At 62.9% G+C, this 17,535-nt stretch carries 16 protein-coding genes; 8 read left to right on the top strand and 8 right to left on the bottom strand.

Features of this window, described 5'->3' with window-relative positions:
• Positions 1-77: 77 nt before the first annotated feature.
• The 5 genes from GY791_00555 to GY791_00535 all read left to right on the top strand — a co-directional run bounded on the left by GY791_00555 (position 78) and on the right by GY791_00535 (position 5,130).
• On the top strand, positions 78-1,241 hold the full coding sequence (locus tag GY791_00555) for an aminotransferase class III-fold pyridoxal phosphate-dependent enzyme (GenBank protein ID MCP4326916.1): 1,164 nt from the start codon (positions 78-80) through the stop codon (positions 1,239-1,241).
• A gap of 292 nt (positions 1,242-1,533) precedes the next feature.
• The gene (locus tag GY791_00550) at positions 1,534-2,373 is read left to right on the top strand and encodes a transporter substrate-binding domain-containing protein (protein ID MCP4326915.1); all 840 of its coding nucleotides are present in this window, start codon (positions 1,534-1,536) and stop codon (positions 2,371-2,373) included.
• Between the two features lie 49 nt (positions 2,374-2,422).
• Positions 2,423-3,394 carry an amino acid ABC transporter permease gene (locus GY791_00545; GenBank protein MCP4326914.1) on the top strand — a complete coding sequence of 324 codons (972 nt, stop codon included), beginning with the start codon at positions 2,423-2,425 and terminating at the stop codon, positions 3,392-3,394.
• Between the two features lie 22 nt (positions 3,395-3,416).
• Positions 3,417-4,196 carry an amino acid ABC transporter ATP-binding protein gene (locus GY791_00540; GenBank protein MCP4326913.1) on the top strand — a complete coding sequence of 260 codons (780 nt, stop codon included), beginning with the start codon at positions 3,417-3,419 and terminating at the stop codon, positions 4,194-4,196.
• A 109-nt stretch (positions 4,197-4,305) separates the two neighbouring features.
• Positions 4,306-5,130, top strand: a complete 825-nt coding sequence (locus GY791_00535; protein ID MCP4326912.1) for a DMT family transporter — start codon at positions 4,306-4,308, stop codon at positions 5,128-5,130.
• A gap of 42 nt (positions 5,131-5,172) precedes the next feature.
• Here the strand turns inward: GY791_00535 and GY791_00530 are convergent, their stop codons facing one another.
• From GY791_00530 to GY791_00510, 5 genes are all read right to left on the bottom strand, one after another.
• On the bottom strand, positions 5,173-5,661 hold the full coding sequence (locus tag GY791_00530; protein ID MCP4326911.1) for a RidA family protein: 489 nt from the start codon (positions 5,659-5,661) through the stop codon (positions 5,173-5,175).
• A gap of 36 nt (positions 5,662-5,697) precedes the next feature.
• Positions 5,698-7,293, bottom strand: a complete 1,596-nt coding sequence (locus GY791_00525; protein ID MCP4326910.1) for an ATP-dependent acyl-CoA ligase — start codon at positions 7,291-7,293, stop codon at positions 5,698-5,700.
• Positions 7,294-7,295: 2 nt separating this feature from the next.
• Positions 7,296-8,069: an enoyl-CoA hydratase/isomerase family protein gene (locus tag GY791_00520; GenBank protein ID MCP4326909.1), complete on the bottom strand. Its 774-nt coding sequence runs from the start codon at positions 8,067-8,069 to the stop codon at positions 7,296-7,298.
• A 30-nt stretch (positions 8,070-8,099) separates the two neighbouring features.
• Positions 8,100-9,230, bottom strand: a complete 1,131-nt coding sequence (locus GY791_00515) for a dimethylsulfoniopropionate demethylase (protein MCP4326908.1) — start codon at positions 9,228-9,230, stop codon at positions 8,100-8,102.
• A 200-nt stretch (positions 9,231-9,430) separates the two neighbouring features.
• Positions 9,431-10,048 carry a class I SAM-dependent methyltransferase gene (locus GY791_00510; GenBank protein ID MCP4326907.1) on the bottom strand — a complete coding sequence of 206 codons (618 nt, stop codon included), beginning with the start codon at positions 10,046-10,048 and terminating at the stop codon, positions 9,431-9,433.
• Between the two features lie 143 nt (positions 10,049-10,191).
• Between GY791_00510 and GY791_00505 the strand changes: the two genes are divergently transcribed.
• The 3 genes from GY791_00505 to GY791_00495 all read left to right on the top strand — a co-directional run bounded on the left by GY791_00505 (position 10,192) and on the right by GY791_00495 (position 13,101).
• Positions 10,192-10,956 carry a glucose 1-dehydrogenase gene (locus tag GY791_00505; GenBank protein ID MCP4326906.1) on the top strand — a complete coding sequence of 255 codons (765 nt, stop codon included), beginning with the start codon at positions 10,192-10,194 and terminating at the stop codon, positions 10,954-10,956.
• Positions 10,957-11,094: 138 nt separating this feature from the next.
• Positions 11,095-12,846 (top strand): adenylate/guanylate cyclase domain-containing protein, encoded by a 1,752-nt coding sequence (locus tag GY791_00500; protein MCP4326905.1) that lies wholly within the window; start codon positions 11,095-11,097, stop codon positions 12,844-12,846.
• A gap of 99 nt (positions 12,847-12,945) precedes the next feature.
• A complete protein-coding gene (locus GY791_00495; protein MCP4326904.1) occupies positions 12,946-13,101 on the top strand; it encodes a hypothetical protein in 156 nt (51 codons plus the stop codon).
• 28 nt (positions 13,102-13,129) lie between these two features.
• Here GY791_00495 and GY791_00490 read toward each other — a convergent pair whose 3' ends face one another.
• The 3 genes from GY791_00490 to GY791_00480 all read right to left on the bottom strand — a co-directional run bounded on the left by GY791_00490 (position 13,130) and on the right by GY791_00480 (position 17,486).
• The gene (locus GY791_00490) at positions 13,130-14,641 is read right to left on the bottom strand and encodes a hypothetical protein (protein ID MCP4326903.1); all 1,512 of its coding nucleotides are present in this window, start codon (positions 14,639-14,641) and stop codon (positions 13,130-13,132) included.
• 32 nt (positions 14,642-14,673) lie between these two features.
• Positions 14,674-16,410, bottom strand: a complete 1,737-nt coding sequence (locus GY791_00485; protein MCP4326902.1) for a hypothetical protein — start codon at positions 16,408-16,410, stop codon at positions 14,674-14,676.
• Between the two features lie 62 nt (positions 16,411-16,472).
• The gene (locus GY791_00480; protein MCP4326901.1) at positions 16,473-17,486 is read right to left on the bottom strand and encodes a glycosyltransferase family 2 protein; all 1,014 of its coding nucleotides are present in this window, start codon (positions 17,484-17,486) and stop codon (positions 16,473-16,475) included.
• Between the last annotated feature and the right edge of the window lie 49 nt (positions 17,487-17,535).

Below are 17,535 nucleotides of genomic sequence, written 5' to 3'. Positions count from 1 at the left end.
CGGTGGCGAAAAACGGATGGATTTAGCAACGCCGTATTATTTGCTATATCAAGATTGATCGTGAAAAAGGCAATTCAATGAGCAGCGTACTAAACTGCACGGGACACGAGGTTAAGCTTCCCAATATCGTTGATAGTGACGGCGCGAATTTATTCGATGACAGGGGAAATCGCTATCTTGATCTCGAATCTGGCGTGTGGTGCATGTCAGTGGGCCACAACAACGCTAGGGTCAACGCCGCTATTGTCCGGCAGATAGATTCAATTGCCCATACTGGCTTTTGTTATTCAAGTAACGTTGTTGAAACCGCCTCCCGATCCGTGCTCGCGATTGCTGGTCTTGATGGCGGCCAATGTGTGTTTTTGTCATCCGGCAGCGAGGTGATCGAGCTGGCCCGGCAGGTTTGCCGAGACATCACAAAAAAATCGACGACCATTTGCCTGCACGACGCCTATTTCGGCTCGTACAGCGCAACAAACGACAGGGTGGATGGATGGTATGAATTCGACTGGCGCGAATGTGCAGCCTGTCCGCACAGCGAGAATTGCAGAAAAGACTGTCATAAGTTGAAAGACATACCGGACGATATTTCGGAATTTGCTTTTGAACCGGGAAGCGCCTCAGGTTTCGTGAGGTTTCCGCCAGTATCCTTGATAACAAACATAGTTGAAATTGTTCGGAATCGAGGTGGCAAGATCATCGTGAACGAGATCACCACCGGAATGGGGCGGACCGGCGAATGGTTCGGTTATAACCATTACCGGATCAAACCCGATCTATTGTGCATTGGAAAGGGTCTCGGCAACGGTTATCCGGTTAGCGCACTCGCAATCAATCAAAATGTCGCCCGGGAATTGGAACACGGGACATTCAAGTACATGCAGTCCCACCAAAACGACCCGTTGGGAGCCGCAGTTGTTTGCGAGGTTATCGCGATCATGCAGGATGAAAATCTAATTTCCAGAGCAGCTTCCGTGGGTAAAGAGTTCCTTACAGCTTTACAAACGCTTGCGGATAGCGAGCATATTTCGGAAGTGCGTGGCAGAGGATTGATGTACGCGGTTGAGTTTACCGACAAGGAAGTTGGCGATCGTATTTACGAGGATTTGTTGCAAAGAGGTTATATCGTCTGCAACCGAGGTGGAATGTTCCGTATTGATCCGCCACTGACAACCAAGGAAGCGGATTTTTCCGGGTTCGTTGAAGTGTTCAAAGAACTACTCGCGGCAGAATTGATGTAATCATTTCTATTAAGAACCGATCCATGAAACTGAGCAGGCTTCACGTTAGCCAAAATCGAAACCGCGCATGTATCTGTCGCAAAACCGATGGATTTCGAGGTCCGGGTGTGGTCTTTTCTTTGTCAAGCGCCGTCGAACGGCGGCGCTAGGGCTATGAGCCGCAGTCAATGCGGTCGGCCTTGGAACCGGGGAGACGGGCGATAGGACGGATTGCTGTCGCCAAATGTAATCGCAACTTCACGTGCGGGCGGCCGATCCCATGGTCGGCGGCCCATGAACTTCGGGAGGTACCATGAATAAATACATCACAGGAATAGTCTCGGCCGCTGGCCTTACCGCGCTTGTGTGCGGCGGTGCCCTGGCCGGTGAAGATCTCGACCGGATCATGGACGACGGCGTGTTCAAGGTCGCCACCGACGCCAATTGGGCGCCTCAGTCGTTCCTCAACGAGGACAATGAGATGGACGGCTTCGACGTTGACGTGGCCAAGGAAATCGCCAAGCGCCTGGGCGTCGAGGTCGAGTTTGTGACCCCGGACTGGAGCGTGATCACCGCCGGTAGTTGGAACGACCGCTGGGACGCCTCGGTCGGCTCGATGACGCCGACGCAGGATCGCGCCAAGGTCCTCGAGTTCCCCGCCATCTACTACTACACGCCGGCGAGCTTCGCGGTGCACGCGGATTCACCGATCCAAGACAAGTCGGAGCTCAACGGCCAAAAGATCGGCGCCTGCACCGCCTGCACCTTCGAGCTCTATCTCCAGGGCGACCTGACCATCGATGCCGAGGGTGCGCCGCCGCACGTCTACGACGTCAAGCCGGGCGAGATTCACTCGCTGAAGGATTCGAGCGCGATCATGGACGATTTGCGTCTCGGTCACGGTGTCCGCATCCACGGCATGATCGATTCGCTGCCGGCGATCCTTGAAGCGATCAAGAACGGTTATCCGCTGCGCATCGTCGGCACGCCGGCCTTTTACGAGCCGTTGGCGGTGGCGATCGACAAGGGCGATCCCGAGCTGAGGGATAAGATTGCCGTCATCGTCAAGGAGATGCACGACGACGGCACGCTGTCGGCGTTTTCGGTCAAGTGGTACGGCGAGGACTTTTCGAAGACCGAGCCGGCGAGCTAAAGAAGAACCCGACTCACAACGATAATCATAAGGTGAGGAGGGCGCGGCGATGTATGCGGATACAGTCGTCCAGAGCAAGCTCGTGCACAAGCCGGGCTTCTTGCTTATCCTACTGGGCATAACATTCGCGGGCTTCTTCGCGCTCGACTTCACCAACTCCATCTTCGGCCATTTCCTGGCCCCGGCCATCGGGGATCCGGCGACGAGCGGTCTCTACGGCCGCTCCGTCGTCTCCTTCGTGCTGGCGCTCATATTCGTGGTCAACATCGTGCTGATCGGGTTCCTGCCGCTCCGCCTCCAGATATTGGTGGTGTGGTTCGAGCTCGGCCTCTGCTGCCTGGGCTTCTTCCTGCTGTTCAATCTCAGCCTCGAGTTCATCGAGAGCAAGATCTGGTTCATGATCAGCAGAGGATTGTTCACGACGCTCTACGTGTCGGCGATCGCGATCGTCATCGCCTCGGCGATCGCCATCGTCGGCGCGATTGCGAAACTTTCGACCAACGGCTTCGCCTTCGGCATCGCCACTTTCTACACCTCCTTGTTCCGCGGCCTGCCGTTGCTGATGCAGCTCTATCTGATTTACCTCGGCCTGCCGCAGCTCGGTTTCGTCGTCGACGCAGTACCCGCCGGCATTGCCGCCCTGGCACTGTGCTACGGCGCCTACATGACCGAGATCTTCCGCGCCGGCATCGAGAGCATTCCACGCGGCCAATGGGAGGCGTCGCGGGCGCTCGGGTTCAAGTTCGGCCTCACCATGCGCCGCATCATCCTGCCCCAGGCGATCCCCATCATCATCCCGCCGACCGGAAACCAATTCATCGCCATGCTCAAGGATTCGTCGCTGGTTTCGGTGATCGGCGTGTGGGAGCTGATGTTCCTCGCCCGCACGCTCGGCACCAAAACCTTCCAGCACATGGAAATGCTGATCACCGCGGCGATGATCTATTGGGTGCTGACCATCATCCTCGAAGCCATCCAATCCCGCATCGAGGCCCACTACCGGAAGAAGAGCGCCCGCTGATCGCGCGCGGACGGAGATCGCCATGGCTGAGCAGACCGTGACCACGGAATCCAACGCCGAACCGGGTGAGGTCATCATCTCGATGCGGAACGTATCGAAATGGTTCGGGACTTTTCAGGTCCTGACGGACGTCAACCTCGACGTCCATAGCGGCGAGAAGATCGTTATTTGCGGTCCGTCCGGGTCCGGCAAGTCGACCCTGATCCGTTGCCTCAATCGGCTCGAAGCCCACCAGAAGGGCGAGATTTTGGTCGCCGGCATCGAACTCCACGACAACATGAAGGACATCGACGTCGTGCGCCGTGAGGTCGGCATGGTGTTCCAAAGCTTCAACCTGTTCCCCCACATGACGGTGCTGGAGAACCTGATGGCGGCACCGATGTGGGTGCGCGGGCAGTCGGAGAGCGAGGCCAAGGAAACCGCCATGACCTATCTCGACCGGGTCAAGATTCCCGAGCAGGCGATGAAATATCCTGGTCAACTCAGCGGCGGGCAGCAGCAGCGCGTGGCGATCGCCCGTGCGCTGTGCATGAACCCCGAGATCATGCTGTTCGACGAACCGACCTCGGCGCTCGACCCGGAGATGGTCTCGGAGGTGCTCGACACGATGACCGCGCTCGCCAAGACCGGCATGACCATGCTCTGCGTGACCCATGAGATGGGTTTCGCGCGCGCGGTCGCCGATCAGGTGATCTTCATGGACGAGGGCCAGATCGTCGAGCGCAACGAGCCCAACGCCTTCTTTACCAACCCGCAGAACGAGCGCACCAAGCTGTTCCTGAGCCAGATCCTGGCCCACTGACCGATCGCCGCGCCGTCGGCCTTGGCTGAAATTCCTGTCAGTGGCACCGGCGACCAACACCCTTCTGATCTACGTCACCCTGGTCCTGGTCTGGGGAACAAGCTGGATCATGGTCAAGTTCCAAATCGGCGTCGTGCCGGCGGAGATCTCCGTCGCCTACCGATTCGCCTTCGCCGCGCTCTTCATGTTCGGCTGGGCCGTCGTCCGCCGGCTGCCGCTGCGCTTTTCGCCGTGCGATCATCTGTTCATCGCGCTGCAGGGGGCGACGATTTTCTCGACCAATTTCTTTCTCTTGTATCTGGCGGCGGCCTACCTCACGACCGGGCTGATCGCCGTCGTCTTCTCCACCGCCTCGGCCCTGACCATGTTGTTCAACGCTGCCCTGGCGCGGCGGCCGCCGCCGTCACGGGTGGCCCTCGGTGCGGCGCTCGGCACCGCCGGGATCGCGGCCGTCTTCTGGCCCGAACTGATCGACCTGTCATTCGGTGCCGGCGCCGGTTTGGGCCTGATCCTGTGCGTCGGCGGCACCAGTTCGTTCGCCCTCGGCAGCCTGGTGTCGGCGCGCAACCAGGCGGCCGGTCTCTCGGTGCGCGGCAGCACCGCGTGGGCGATGGCCTACGGCACTGCCTTCCTCGCGCTGTTCGCCTGGACACGGGGCGAATCGCTGGCCTTCGACCCCGCCTTTCCCTATGTCGGTTCGCTGCTCTATCTGGCCACTTTCGGCTCGGTCGTCGCCTTCGCCTGCTATTTCGCGCTGCTCGGGCGGATCGGCGCCGAGCGGGCAGCCTATGCGACGGTGTTGTTCCCGATTGTCGCGCTATCGATATCGACCGTGTTCGAAGACTATAGCTGGACCCTGCTCGCCTTCGGCGGCGTTTGCCTGACCCTGGTCGGCAACGTCCTCGTCCTCAGCCGGGCGCAAGGCGGCCGCTGACACGCGGCGCGACCCGAGTTTCGTACAGCGTGCGCTCCGTGTTCAGCCGGCGATCTCGACTTCGGCCTCGATTTCGACCGCGGCGCCGAAGGGCAGGCCGGCGAGACCCACCGCCGAACGTGCGTGGTCGCCGATATCGGTCCCGAAGATTTCGATGATCAGGTCCGAAAACCCATTGATCACCAATGGGAAACGGTCGAAGCCCGGCGCCGCGTGGACCATGCCGAAGGCGCGCAACCAGGCCGAAATCCTGTCGAGATCGCCGAGTTCACGCCGCAGACTGCCGAGAATCGAGAGCCCGGTCTGGCGCGCCGCCTCGTGACCGTGTTCGAGCATCATGTCGCCACCCACCGTCCCCAACAGTGCCTCGGCAACGGTTCCGTCGGGGTTGGTTGCGATATGGCCCGAGACAAAAGCCCGATTGCCGCGCACCCGAACCCATGAAAACGGCAGCACAATCCCCGGCGGCGGCTGCATCGGCGCCGGCAGGTTGAGGCCGAGGGCCTCAAGTTTCGCATCGATAAGCGACATGGTTGCTCCTTTCAATCCCGCATGATCCGTCGGGGCCTACCGCCACCGCTCTTCGAGCCGGTCCCAGGCACCGACGCGCGGGTCTCCGCGCTCGCCCTTCAGAGCCTCCTTGCGCACGCGCTCCGACGGCGTGCGCGGCAGATCGTCGCGATAGGCCCAATAGCGCGGCACTTTGAAGTAGGCCAGGCGGTCGTCACAAAACGCGGCGAGGTCGGGCGGCGGCAGGGTCTCGGCGCTGTGGCCCGGTTGCAACACGACGAACGCCATGACCTCCTCGCCGCGCAGGTCGTCGGGGACGCCGAGACACGCGGCCAGGCGCACCGCGTCGTGCTGGGCCAGCACTGTTTCAATTTCGGCGGCGGCAATGTTCTCGCCGCTGCGGCGGATCATGTCCTTGTCGCGACCGACGAAAAAGATGCGGCCGTCATTGTCCCGGCGCGCCAGATCGCCGGTATGCATCCAGCCGCCGCGAAAGGTTTCCGCGGTCGCCTCCGGGTTGCGGTAATAGCCGTCCATCATGCCGGTGCCGCGCAGCACCAGCTCGCCGACCACGTCCGGCGGGACGGGACGCCCATCCTCGTCCACCACTCTTGCCTCGCGGCCGGCGACCGGGCGGCCGATACAGCCGGTGCCGACGCAGGCATCGTGCTCGTCGAGCGGAACCGCGATGTCGATGCCGGTCTCGGTCATGCCGAAGGCTTCGAACCAGGGCGTGCCCCAGCGCGCCTCGATGGCGGCGTGGTCGACCGGCGGGATCGCGGAGCACAGCACGCGACGGACCGCGTGGTCGCGGTCCCGCGGGTCGACTGGCTGCTTGAGCAGCAGCTTCGGCATCACGCCGAGACAATAGAACCAGGTCACCCGGTAGGCGCGCACCCGGTCCCAGAAAGTCGACGGATGAAAGCGGTCGAGAACGATCAGCTCGGCGCCGGTGAGGAATGCCACAGCCAGGTTCCATTGCGGATCGAGGTAGTAGAAGGGCTGGGCGGTGAGGATGACGTCGTCGGCCGACAGCCCGTCATGGAGTTCGGCGACGCGGCGGCAGAAATCGACCCACATGCCGTGCGACTGCATGACGCCCTTGGGCTGGCCGGTAGTGCCGGAGGTATATTGAATATTGGCCAGCATGTCGGACCGGACCGGCACCGCCGGGGTGTCTTCGGGGGCGGCGGCGACCAGCGCGTCGAGGCTTTGCACCGCGCCGTCGCCGGTGCCATCGCCGGAAACGATCACAACCGACAGCCCGCCTTCGGCCACGACGCGGCTCAGCAGCGGCACGAATTCGTCCGCCGCGACCACGGCCCGGGCACCGCTGTGCGAAAGCACGTGGCCAGCATCGGCGACGCGGTAGAATACATTGACCGGCACCATGATCGCGCCCGCCTTGAGGATGCCGAGCCAAACCAGGGGAAACGCCGGGACGTTGCGAACCATAAGCGCGACGCGGTCGCCGGGAGCGATGCCGAGTGCGGCCAGCGCCGCCGCGATGCGGTCGGATCGTTTGTCGATCTCGTCGAAGGTCAGGCGTTCCCCGGTCTCATCGAAGACTAGCGCGTTCTTGGCGGGCCATAGGCCGGCGGCACGCCGGCACAGCGCGACGACCGAATCGGCCGCCGGGTGAGAGGCCCTCATGGTCATTTCTTGCGGCCGCGTTCCGAGACCTCGCGGATGCGACGATAGGTTTCGGGATCGAGAATGCTTTCGACGACGGCGTCGCTTTCCATCGCCATGGCGGTTTCCAGCCGGTCCCTGTCGATGCGGGTCAAACAATGCTTCATCGCGCGGCGCGCGGCCGACGGCAGGTCTGCGATATAGCGGGCCAATTCGAGCGCCGCTTCGTCGAGCGCGTCCTCGGCCACGACCCGCCACGCCAAGCCGCACTCGGCAAGCGCCGCGCCGTCATACTTGCGGCTGAGATAGAGCATTTCGTGGGCCTTGATGCGGCTGACCAGCTGCGGCAGCAAATAGGTCACACCGCCGCTGACGAAGATGCCGTAGGTGATCTCGGGGAAGAAACCGCGCGCGCCGTCGGTCCAGATCGCGAAGTCGGCATTGATCGGCCACGAGAACGCGCCGCCGACGGCCCACCCGCGAACGGCGGCGATCACCACCTTGTCGCCGAACATGATGTTTCGCGTCACGTCTTGGATGGCCTCGACGAACGGGCGGACCTGGTCCTCGCCGAGGCCCTCCATGTCCTCCTGCTCGATCAGGTCGTCGCCGGCGCAGAACGCGCGCCCGGCGCCGCGGACGATGACCGCACCGACCGAATCATCGGCATTGGCCGCGGCCAGGGCGCCGTTAAGCCCGTCGAGCAATGCGTCGTTGATCGCGTTCAACCGTTCCGGCCGGTTGAGCGTGATGATCCGGACATTGCCGTCGTTTTCGATCAATACGGGATTGCTCATGCGTTCTGCCCTCCGCTTGCCGGCGACCCGTCACGGTGTCCCGGTCTTGCGTTTCGCCGCGGCGTGATCGACGAACGGCAAGGTCGTCACCTCGGCCGTGCGCAGGCCGGCGTCGGTGTCGACCTCGACCCTCGTGCCCGGTTCGGTATACGCGATATCGAGCAATGCCAGCGCGATATTGCGTTCGAGGCCCGGCGAGAAGATCGAACTGCTGACCCGGCCGATCCATGAACCGTCCACCGTGACCGGCCAGACATGCTGGTTGGCGGGCATCGCCTCGCCGGCGATATGAAGCCCGACCATGCGCCGCGAAACGCCGGTCTCGCGAATGCGCCGCAATGCCGACTTGCCGATGAAATCGGCCTCCTGGTCGAGATCGACGAAGCGGTCGAGTCCGACCTCCAGGGGGTTTTCGAAGATCGTCATGTCCGCACCGTAGGACAGCATCCCACCCTCGATCCGGCTGATCGCGTTGGGCGCGGCGGGCGCGATGCCGTAGGGCTTGCCGGCTTCCATCATGCGCTCCCAAAGCTCGTCGCCGCGGCTGCCGTCGCGCAGAAACAACTCGTAGCCGGGCTCACCGCTCCACCCCGTGCGCGAGATCACCAGGGGGATGCCGTCGAGGTCGGCCTCGCGGAACCAGAAGAACTTGAGCTCGTCGATCCAGCCGCCGAACACGTCGTGCATCAGGTCGCGGCTTTTTGGCCCCTGCACCTGGAGCGGCGACACATCCGGCTCCGCCAGCTCAACCTCCATGCCGATATGGTGGGCGATACCGAGCGCCCACAGCAACACGTCGCTGTCGGCCAACGACAGCCAGTAATGATTCTCGGCCAGCTTCAACAGGACCGGGTCGTTGACGATCCCGCCCTGCGGCGTCGTCAATATCACGTATTTGCATTGGCCGACTTTGCATTTGGAGAGGTCGCGCGCGACCAAGTATTGGGTGAACCGCGCCGCATCCGGACCGGTAATTTCGACCTGCCGTTCGCCGGCGGTATCCCACAATGTAACCGCGCTATTGAGATGCTCGTAATCGGCCTGCGAGCTCTCGTAGACCAACGGCATCAGCATGTGGTTGTAGGTGGTGTAAGAGCGGTAGCCCCAGCGGCGGGTCGCATCGAAGAACGGTGACTTGCGAATTCGCGCCGAAATCCCCATCAGCGGCTGGTCGATCTTGTGATCCATTCGTGTTCTCTCCCGGGACCAAAATTCCAGCGCCGCTATGGGCCGGTTCGGCAACGGGGTCAATCGAAAATCCTCCTGGCATGTCACCGCGGCGCGAATCGCCAAGTTTGCCGAGCGGACCTCGGGTCGCGGCGGCGCCCGGCGAGCCGGCCAGCGGGTCGAGGCCGCCCGAGCTATCTCGCCACCGCACGTCCCAGCGTGTGCCATGTCAGAAAGCGCGGGCCGCGCACCAGGTACCCGGTATCGACATCATGAACGGCAAAGCCCGCGGCGGCGATAGATCCGCCGATGTCGCGGTTAAGATGGCACCCGCCGGCGCACCGCTTCCATATCGGCGTCACGCGATCCTGCCAGCGTCGAACCGGATATTCGGGGGAACGGCCGTGCTCGACAAACAGGAAACCGCCATCCGGCCGCAGCACGCGGCGCACCTCGCTCAAGGCCGCGTCCAGGTCCGCTATCGAGCACAGGGTCCAGGTTGAAACCACGGTGTCGAAGGTATCGGAATCGTACGGCAGTGCCGCCGCGTCGCCGATATCGAAGCCGACCTCGGCCGGTCCTTCGTCGACGCGAGTCCGCGCCATCGCGAGCAGTCGATCCGACGGTTCGAGCCCGGTCACGCTGTCCACGTGGTCGGTGTAATAGGGCAAATTCAGCCCCGAACCGATGCCGATCTCCAACACCCGGCCATGGGCGCGGGGCACGACTTTTTGGCGCAGACGCATCGCCTCCGGATTCCGCATCGCCAAGTGCAGAACCCAGGGCAGGACGAACTTGCTGTAGAGACCCATTTCCCCATGACCGCTTCGGTTTTGCCGTCATCATTCCGCGTATTGCGCCGCCCCGCAAGGCCGACCGCGTAGCGATGTGGCAGACCGACCGCCGGTGCGGCTATAGTGGCCGATCTTAGCTGTTTCGAATCAGAGGATAAGCGGTGGGCAGCCGATTGAGTGACAAAGTCGCCGTCGTGACCGGGGCCGCGCGCGGCCTTGGCCGCGCCTATGCCGAAGCGCTCGCCGCGGAGGGCGCCGCGATCGTCGCCGCAGACCGTGCCGATTGCACCGATACCGAGCAGGCGATCGCCGCCGAAGGCGGCCGCGTCATTGCCTGTACGCTCGATGTCGCCGATTCCGCCGGTGCCGACGCCATGGCGGCGGCGGCGGTCGAGGCGTTCGGCGGTGTCGATATCCTGGTCAACAACGCGGCGCTGTATGCCGCGCTGTCGAGCGGCCCTTTCGACCGCCTCGACGAGGCCGAATGGGATGCCTGCATGGCGGTCAACGTAAAAGGGGTGTGGAATTGCAGCCGCGCCGTTGTCGGCAGCATGAAGGAACGAGGCGGCGGCAGCATCATCAATATCTCGTCCTTGGCGGCGACTTATGGCCTGCCTTTCGCCCTCCAATACACGACCTCGAAGGCCGCCGTCATCGGCATGACGCGAGGCATGGCCCGCGAACTCGGCCGCTACTGGATCCGGGTCAACGCCATCGCGCCGAGCGCGGTGATGACCCAGGGCACCGAGGAGTTCTTCGGCGACAAGCTCGACAAGGCGGCCGAGGTGATCCGCGACAATCAGTGCCTCAAGCAAAACCTCGAAACCGACGATCTCGTCGGGACGGTTCTGTTCCTGGCTTCCAACGACAGCCGGTTTATCACCGGCCAGACGATCATGGTGGATGGTGGGACGACGATGCTCTAAGTAGGAGTCACGAGGCGTGCCCAACACGCCCGATGCCGCGGCGGCAACGCCGAAATGTGATATCACGCACAGCGCGCACGAAATTGTTCGCTAGAACGTTTTCGCATAGTCTGTGTCTGCACCTGGAGCGAATACGACATGGCGCCGCAGCGCATCGAACGCAAACTGACCACAATCTTGGCCGCGGACGCCGCTGGCTACAGCCGGATGATGGGTGACGCCGAGGAAGACACCTTGCGCATGCTGCAGGGCTGCCGGCAGGTCATCGATGAGTTCGTCGAAAAACACAGCGGCCGCGTTTTCGGCGAGGCCGGCGATGGGGCGCTGGCCGAATTCGCGAGCCCGGTCGAGGCGGTGCGATGCGCGGTACGCATGCAGCAGAGCCTGGCCAAGCGCAATGTCGAACGGCCCGACGACCAGAAGATGCAGTTCCGTATCGGCATCAATCTCGGCGACGTCATGGTCGATGGCGGCAATCTGCTCGGCGATGGCGTCAACGTCGCGGCCCGGGTCGAAGGCATCGCCGAGCCGGGAACGACGTTTATTTCCGGCACCGTCTACGACTATGTCGACGGCAAGATCGCGTACGAGTTCGATTTTCTCGGCGAGCGCAGCCTGAAGAACATCGTCCGGCCGATCCGTGTCTACCGAGTGCAAGCGGTCGATATGCCGGAACCCGGCTACCGGCGGGAACGCCCCGGCGGATCGCTGCCACGGCCGTCGCGGCCGTCGATCGCCGTGCTGCCGTTTCGCAACCACAGCGACGACCCGCAGCAGGCCTATTTCAGCGAGGGCGTTACCGAGGACATCATCACCGAGCTGTCGCGGTTCCGCTCTTTGTTCGTTATTGCCAGCCGCTCGTCGCTCACCTATCGCGACCGCGAGGTCGACCACAAGGGTGTCGGCCGCGAGCTCGGCGTCCAATTCCTGCTCGACGGCAGCATCCGGCGCGCCGGCGACAAGGCGCGCATCAATGCACAACTGATCGAGACCGAGCACGGCAGCCGCCTGTGGGGGGAACGTTACGACATCGACATGTCGGATTTCTTCGCGGTCCAGGACGACGTCATTCAGACCATCGTCTCGACCCTTGCCGGGCGGCTCGAATCCGCGGGTGCCGAAAGCGCGCGCGAGAAGCCGACCGAAAGCCATCTGGCCTATGATCATGTGCTGCGGGGAAGTGAGCGCCTCAACCGGCTGACCATGGCCGATACGCTCAAGGCGCGCGAGATGTTCGAAGCCGCGATCGCCACCGACCCCCGCTACGCCGCCGCCCATGCGCTGCTCGCCGGGACCTATCTCTATGAGTGGCTATGGCATGGTCCGATGGAATGCCTCGACGAGGCCGAATCGCTGGCCCGCAAGGCGCTATCCCTCGACGACAACGACGGCCGCAGCCACGTCATCTTTGGCCGCGTTCAGCTCTACAAGCGCGCCTTCGACGCCGCCGAGTACCATCACCGCAAGAGCATCGACCTCAACCCGAACGACGCCAACAGCCAAGCCCACATGGGCCTGATGCTCACCTTCTTCGGCCAAGCCGAGGAGGCGATCGAGTGGATCAGCCGGGCGATGCGGCTCAACCCCTATCATCCCGATTGGTACTGCGAAGATCTCGGCCAGGCACTCTATGTCGCGCGCCGCTACGAGGAGGCTGCCGCGGCGCTGACCCGGGTCCGCGAGCCGCCCTATTGGGTGCGCGCCTGGCTCGCCGCCGCCTATGCGCAAAGCGGGGATGTGGAAACGGCACAGCGGATCGCCGACGAGGTCGTCGCCAGCGCGCCCCAGGTCGATTGGAAACGCTATATCGTCGCCGATGAGCCGTTCCGCCATGACGCCGACCGCGACCATTGGCTCGAGGGTCTGCGCAAGGCGGGGATGCCGGTTTAGTGGCAGGACTCGCGCCGGCGGTCCCGGATTCGCCGCTTCGGGCACCGATTCCGCATCCAGCGACAGTCCGCGCATTGATATGTCAGGATTGCTGCCTATATGTTCGATATGTCGCAAAGTGCTGAAAAAACCGCCCCCACGGGGCAAGAAAAGATCCGCCGCTGCCTGTTGTGCGCGGAGAATTTCGAGAGCGAATGGGCCGGCGAGCGCATCTGCGCCAAATGCCGCGCGCGCGCCGCGTGGAAGCAGGGTTAAGAGCCAACTCCAACGCCGTATTTTCGTTTCATGAATGCCACCGACCGGTCGAGAAGCGATTCGAGGGCGGCGCCATCGACGTCGTGTAGACGCTTGATATAGAGACAGAATTTCCCGGTCCGGTGATTGCCGAGCCGGTTCGCGCGCCTGCGGTCAAAGTCTGGAAACCGAACACCGCTCCGGCCACCACCAAAAAGCTAGCCAGCGGCACCGCGAGCGGCCGGCCGGCAGCCAAGTCGCCGACCCGTCGGAACGCCTGTGCGGCCCGGGTCCCGGCAAGCAAGGCGAGGAGCGGAGACGCCGCCGCCTGCTGCCAGACCAGCGCCAGCAGCACCGTGATTATCGCCCAGCAATTGATTTCGTCGATGAGCCAGACCGCGTGCCAAGGCAGCGGATTGCGATCGCGGTCGAAAAACGGATCGACGCGGAAATGGAACGCGTTCACCCACAGGACAAGCAGGATGCCGGCCGACAGCAGCCACACCAAACGGCGCGTTTTCACGTCGCCGCCCTTCTCGGCCGCCGTCGTCAACAGGAGCGGGATCACCAGCAGCAATAGCGCGCAGCGGTAGGAGATGTTTTGCGAAACCAAGAAACAAAACGCGATCATCGCGGCGCCGGCGAGAAAAAGGCGGCGGTCGGCGGCCGATCCGGTCAATCGTATTCCGGCGGCGTCGAACCGGTGCCAGATGACCAGCGAGGCCGTGGCGGACAACGCGACCATACCCCACCTGACGCCTTGCAGTGCGGGGGCATCGGCGCGCCACGCCGCGCGCAGGTAGTGGTCGGACATGGAGACGATCCAGTTCACGATCTCGTTGCCGGCGAACGCGTCGCGACTCATGGGCTGGGGAATATTGCCGAGGACGATGGCGAGGTCGTCGAATGAAACGAACACGAAGACGGCCAGTGCAACGATCGAGCTCACCATGACGACTAGGAACCCGCGCCACTTTTCTTCGACGGTGACGACCAGCGCCGCGAACGGATAGAACTTGAGCAGGCCAGCGAGAATGAGAATGGCGTAGCCAATGATACGCCGCCATCGCCCGTGGCCGAGCAGCGCCGTCGCGGCGACGACGAGAAGGATTACGATGAGGTCGCGGTTGGCCCGTTCGACGGCGAACATGACCGACGAGGACAAGAGGGCGGCAGCACAGAATACCGTCTGACCGGGATTCCGCGGCCGCAGCATCCAGCACATCACGCCGAGAAAGGTCAGGCCAAGCACGGCACCAGCGTACAAGTTGAGCGCACCGGTAACCGGCAGCACCGACAACGCCAGCCACAGCGGCGACTGGTTGAAAAGCCGCCCCAGCGGATCGCACGGATGGTCGAACAGGATGTCGTTGCCAAGGCGGATGCATTCGACGTCCGAAAACAGGCTCATGTCGACGAAAATGATGGGGTGGGACTCGATCCCGAGGGCGCGAAAATATTCGTGGTAGACGCCCAAGCCGGAGGCGAGAATGGCGAGCAGAATGTAGCCAACCGCGGCAAAGAGAAGGATCACCCGATATGTGATCGGCGCCGCGGACATATCAGGTATCGAATTCCCGTCCGGTCGATATCTCAGCCATCATCGCCGACGACCGGCTTGAAGACGAGGAACCCGCGTTCCCGGTTGAGCCGCTCGGGCACCGGGCCGAAGCTGTGCCAGGGAATCTCCGGTCGCGAGCCGTCGTGCCAAAATGTTGGGATCGCGCCCTCGAATTCGTAACGCGTGCCGCCGATCTCGATGACCGATCCGCGATTGATCTTTCGACGATCGGCGCCGCCGATGAAGAATCTCCCGATACATTGTCCGCCGTTAACGACGTAGTCGGGCAAGTCGACGCCGCCCACAATAGTACCGGCCTTGTCGGCCGATAGCTGCCAGCAATAGTGCAGCTCTGGCAGATAGAACATCGCCGGGTAGGTCATATAGTCGGGCCGGATCAGCACCGGCGTGCCGGCCGGAACCGACCGCAAATAGTCGATCAGGGCCTCGGTTCCCGTCTTGTAGTCGTGGAGCGTCTCGTCGACATAGGCGCAAAGCGTGCACGACAGCGGGCGGGCGGCGAGGGGCACGCCATGGAGGATATTGGAGAAAACGACGAGCGCCCCGACGACCAGCGCCAGCGGGCGCAGCACGTGCCAAAGAAACGTCAGCCCGATGGCGGTCACCGCCGCGCCGAGCACCATCATCGGGACCAGAAAACGCATATCGGCCATCTTCGTGATGGCAATGTTCTGCGGCGAAAACAGCGTCGTGATGATCACGGCCACCAACATGGCCAACAAGACGACGGCGCCATCCGCCGCCAAAGGGCGGTCGGCGGACAATTTCTTGAACAGGAGCGGCAGCACCAATAGCGGGATCGTCAGAACCGCCATGAACTCGAATACCCCGAGGCCGGAGAGGTTCCACCACAGCAACGTGGCCAAGCGCTCCAAGGCGGGGGTCGGGTCGATAGCGGCGACCTCGACGGCAAACGGGTTGCGCGCCAACAGCACATAGACACCGCAGAGCGCGGCGGTGGCGTAAACGCTGCCGAGGAACTGAAGATGGCGCCGCGTTCGATAGCGGGCCAGGATCAGGAACACCGGCAGGACGCCGAGCAGCGCGGCGGCATTCAGGTAATTGCTGAAGATCAGGCCCGCGGTGGCGGCGACGGCAAGCGCCGTATAGGCGACGAACCCGCGCCGCTGACCATCCAGGCTCGACCATGCCAGCAGGAGCGCGACGCTGAACAGAACGCCGAGCGGGTAGTAGCGGGCCTGACGGATATAGAGGAGGTAGGCCGGGCTGAGGGCAAGAAGGAGGGCCGGCAGATAGGACGGCAGGCGCGATCCGAAGTGGCGCCGGGTCCACAGATAGACCAGCCACAAAGCGGCGACACCGGCGGCCACGAATAGAATACGGCCGCCGAGGGTGGTTTCGCCGAACAGGGCCATACCGGCGGCGGCGAGATAGTATTGCAACGGCGGGATGAGGGTATTGACCAGCGAATCGTTCAGCTCGAGCCCGCCCTGATAACCGATCAGGTTGATTCCATCCCAGGCCGTGAGCTCGCCGAAATTCAGGAGGTTGCGGGCGAACAGGGTGGTGTTCGCCTCTTCCTCCCAGAACAGATGATTGGTCAGGCCGAGCGCAGCGAGCGCCGCAGCAACAACGAGAACCAAGAATATCGGCGGCACGCGGAGGAGATACCTCGGCACCGATAGCAGCCATCGCTCCCAGGGCGTAAGGCCATAGAGCGCGTCGACGGACGCAGTTGTGGCCGACCTTTCATCGGATTGGTCCCGCGATTCCACTTGGTCCGCCATGCTTTCTCCCACACCCGCGTCGCGGCTCGGCCGCGCCGCCCTTGGAACCATGTTTCGTCCATCTAGGCAAGGCGCTGGTGCAACCGCGCCGGCGCCGCGGTGTCGGGACCATCGGTCGCCTCGGCGACCAACGGGAGGGACGGATAGCCACCCGTTCGGTTGACCACCAACTCCGCGACCAACCCGACGGCGATAAGCTGAATCGAGACGACCATCAGTATGATCGCGAGCCACAGCAGCGGCCACCCGCCGATCGGATCGGGCACGGTCAGTGAGGCTATCGCGAGATAAGCAAGAATCAACAGACCGGCACCGCCGCACACAATCCCGAGCCCGCCGAAGAGATGGCCGGGGCGGTTGCCGTATCTGGTCAACGCCAACACGGTCAGGAGGTCGAGCGCGCCTCTCGGATATCGCTCCCAACCATACTTCGAAACACCATGCTCGCGTGGCCGGTGGCGGACCGGAATCTCTTCGACCCGATAGCCGAGATGGTGTGCCAGTACCGGTATGTAACGATGCAGCTCGCCATAGATCGGTATGTTGCGATAGACCTCTTCCCGGGCCGCCTTGAAGCCGCAATTGATGTCATGGATGGCGACTCCGCCGAGGCGTCGGGTGGCCCAATTGAAGAGCCGGGACGGCAGTGTTTTCGATAGCGGATCGCGGCGGTCCTTTTTCCACCCCGAAACGAGATCGGCGCCGCCGGCGAGCTGGACGAGAAACTTGGGGATCTCCGCCGGGTCGTCCTGAAGGTCGCCGTCCATGGTGACGATGACCGAACCGCGGGCCTTCTGGACCCCCAGCGAGAGCGCCGCGGCCTTGCCGAATTCGCGGCGCAATCGAAAGCCGCGGACGTGGCTCTCATTTTTCGACAAGGCTTTGATGCGCGCCCAGGAGCCGTCCGCGCTGCCGTCGTCGACCACGATGATCTCGAAATCGATCCCGGCCGGCGCCAACGTATCGACAGTTTCCGTTACCACGCGGTCGACCGACTTTTCCTCATCGTGGATCGGCACGATGACGCTGACCGCCATTTCGTTCGACAGGCCGTCCGTTGAACCCGGTGACTGCATGGCAGAAACCTCTCGCATCGTCATTAATCGACTATACGGTATCTCATAC

This window comes from Alphaproteobacteria bacterium, assembly GCA_024244705.1.
GTDB lineage: Bacteria > Pseudomonadota > Alphaproteobacteria > JAAEOK01 > JAAEOK01 > JAAEOK01.
Note: the sequence above shows the minus strand (reverse complement) of the source record. Positions and strands in the feature narration are given on the sequence as shown.

Excerpts from the sequence above, each read along its gene's own strand:
- GY791_00530 (MCP4326911.1), bottom strand. The coding sequence starts at position 5,661 with ATGTCGCTTATCGATGCGAAACTTGAGGCCCTCGGCCTCAACCTGCCG.
- GY791_00540 (MCP4326913.1), top strand. The coding sequence starts at position 3,417 with ATGGCTGAGCAGACCGTGACCACGGAATCCAACGCCGAACCGGGTGAG.
- GY791_00525 (MCP4326910.1), bottom strand. The coding sequence starts at position 7,293 with ATGAGGGCCTCTCACCCGGCGGCCGATTCGGTCGTCGCGCTGTGCCGG.
- GY791_00545 (MCP4326914.1), top strand. The coding sequence starts at position 2,423 with ATGTATGCGGATACAGTCGTCCAGAGCAAGCTCGTGCACAAGCCGGGC.
- GY791_00510 (MCP4326907.1), bottom strand. The coding sequence starts at position 10,048 with ATGGGTCTCTACAGCAAGTTCGTCCTGCCCTGGGTTCTGCACTTGGCG.
- GY791_00520 (MCP4326909.1), bottom strand. The coding sequence starts at position 8,069 with ATGAGCAATCCCGTATTGATCGAAAACGACGGCAATGTCCGGATCATC.
- GY791_00485 (MCP4326902.1), bottom strand. The coding sequence starts at position 16,410 with ATGGCGGACCAAGTGGAATCGCGGGACCAATCCGATGAAAGGTCGGCC.
- GY791_00535 (MCP4326912.1), top strand. The coding sequence starts at position 4,306 with ATGGTCAAGTTCCAAATCGGCGTCGTGCCGGCGGAGATCTCCGTCGCC.
- GY791_00490 (MCP4326903.1), bottom strand. The coding sequence starts at position 14,641 with ATGTCCGCGGCGCCGATCACATATCGGGTGATCCTTCTCTTTGCCGCG.
- GY791_00500 (MCP4326905.1), top strand. The coding sequence starts at position 11,095 with ATGGCGCCGCAGCGCATCGAACGCAAACTGACCACAATCTTGGCCGCG.
- GY791_00515 (MCP4326908.1), bottom strand. The coding sequence starts at position 9,230 with ATGGGGATTTCGGCGCGAATTCGCAAGTCACCGTTCTTCGATGCGACC.
- GY791_00555 (MCP4326916.1), top strand. The coding sequence starts at position 78 with ATGAGCAGCGTACTAAACTGCACGGGACACGAGGTTAAGCTTCCCAAT.
- GY791_00480 (MCP4326901.1), bottom strand. The coding sequence starts at position 17,486 with ATGCAGTCACCGGGTTCAACGGACGGCCTGTCGAACGAAATGGCGGTC.
- GY791_00495 (MCP4326904.1), top strand. The coding sequence starts at position 12,946 with ATGTTCGATATGTCGCAAAGTGCTGAAAAAACCGCCCCCACGGGGCAA.
- GY791_00550 (MCP4326915.1), top strand. The coding sequence starts at position 1,534 with ATGAATAAATACATCACAGGAATAGTCTCGGCCGCTGGCCTTACCGCG.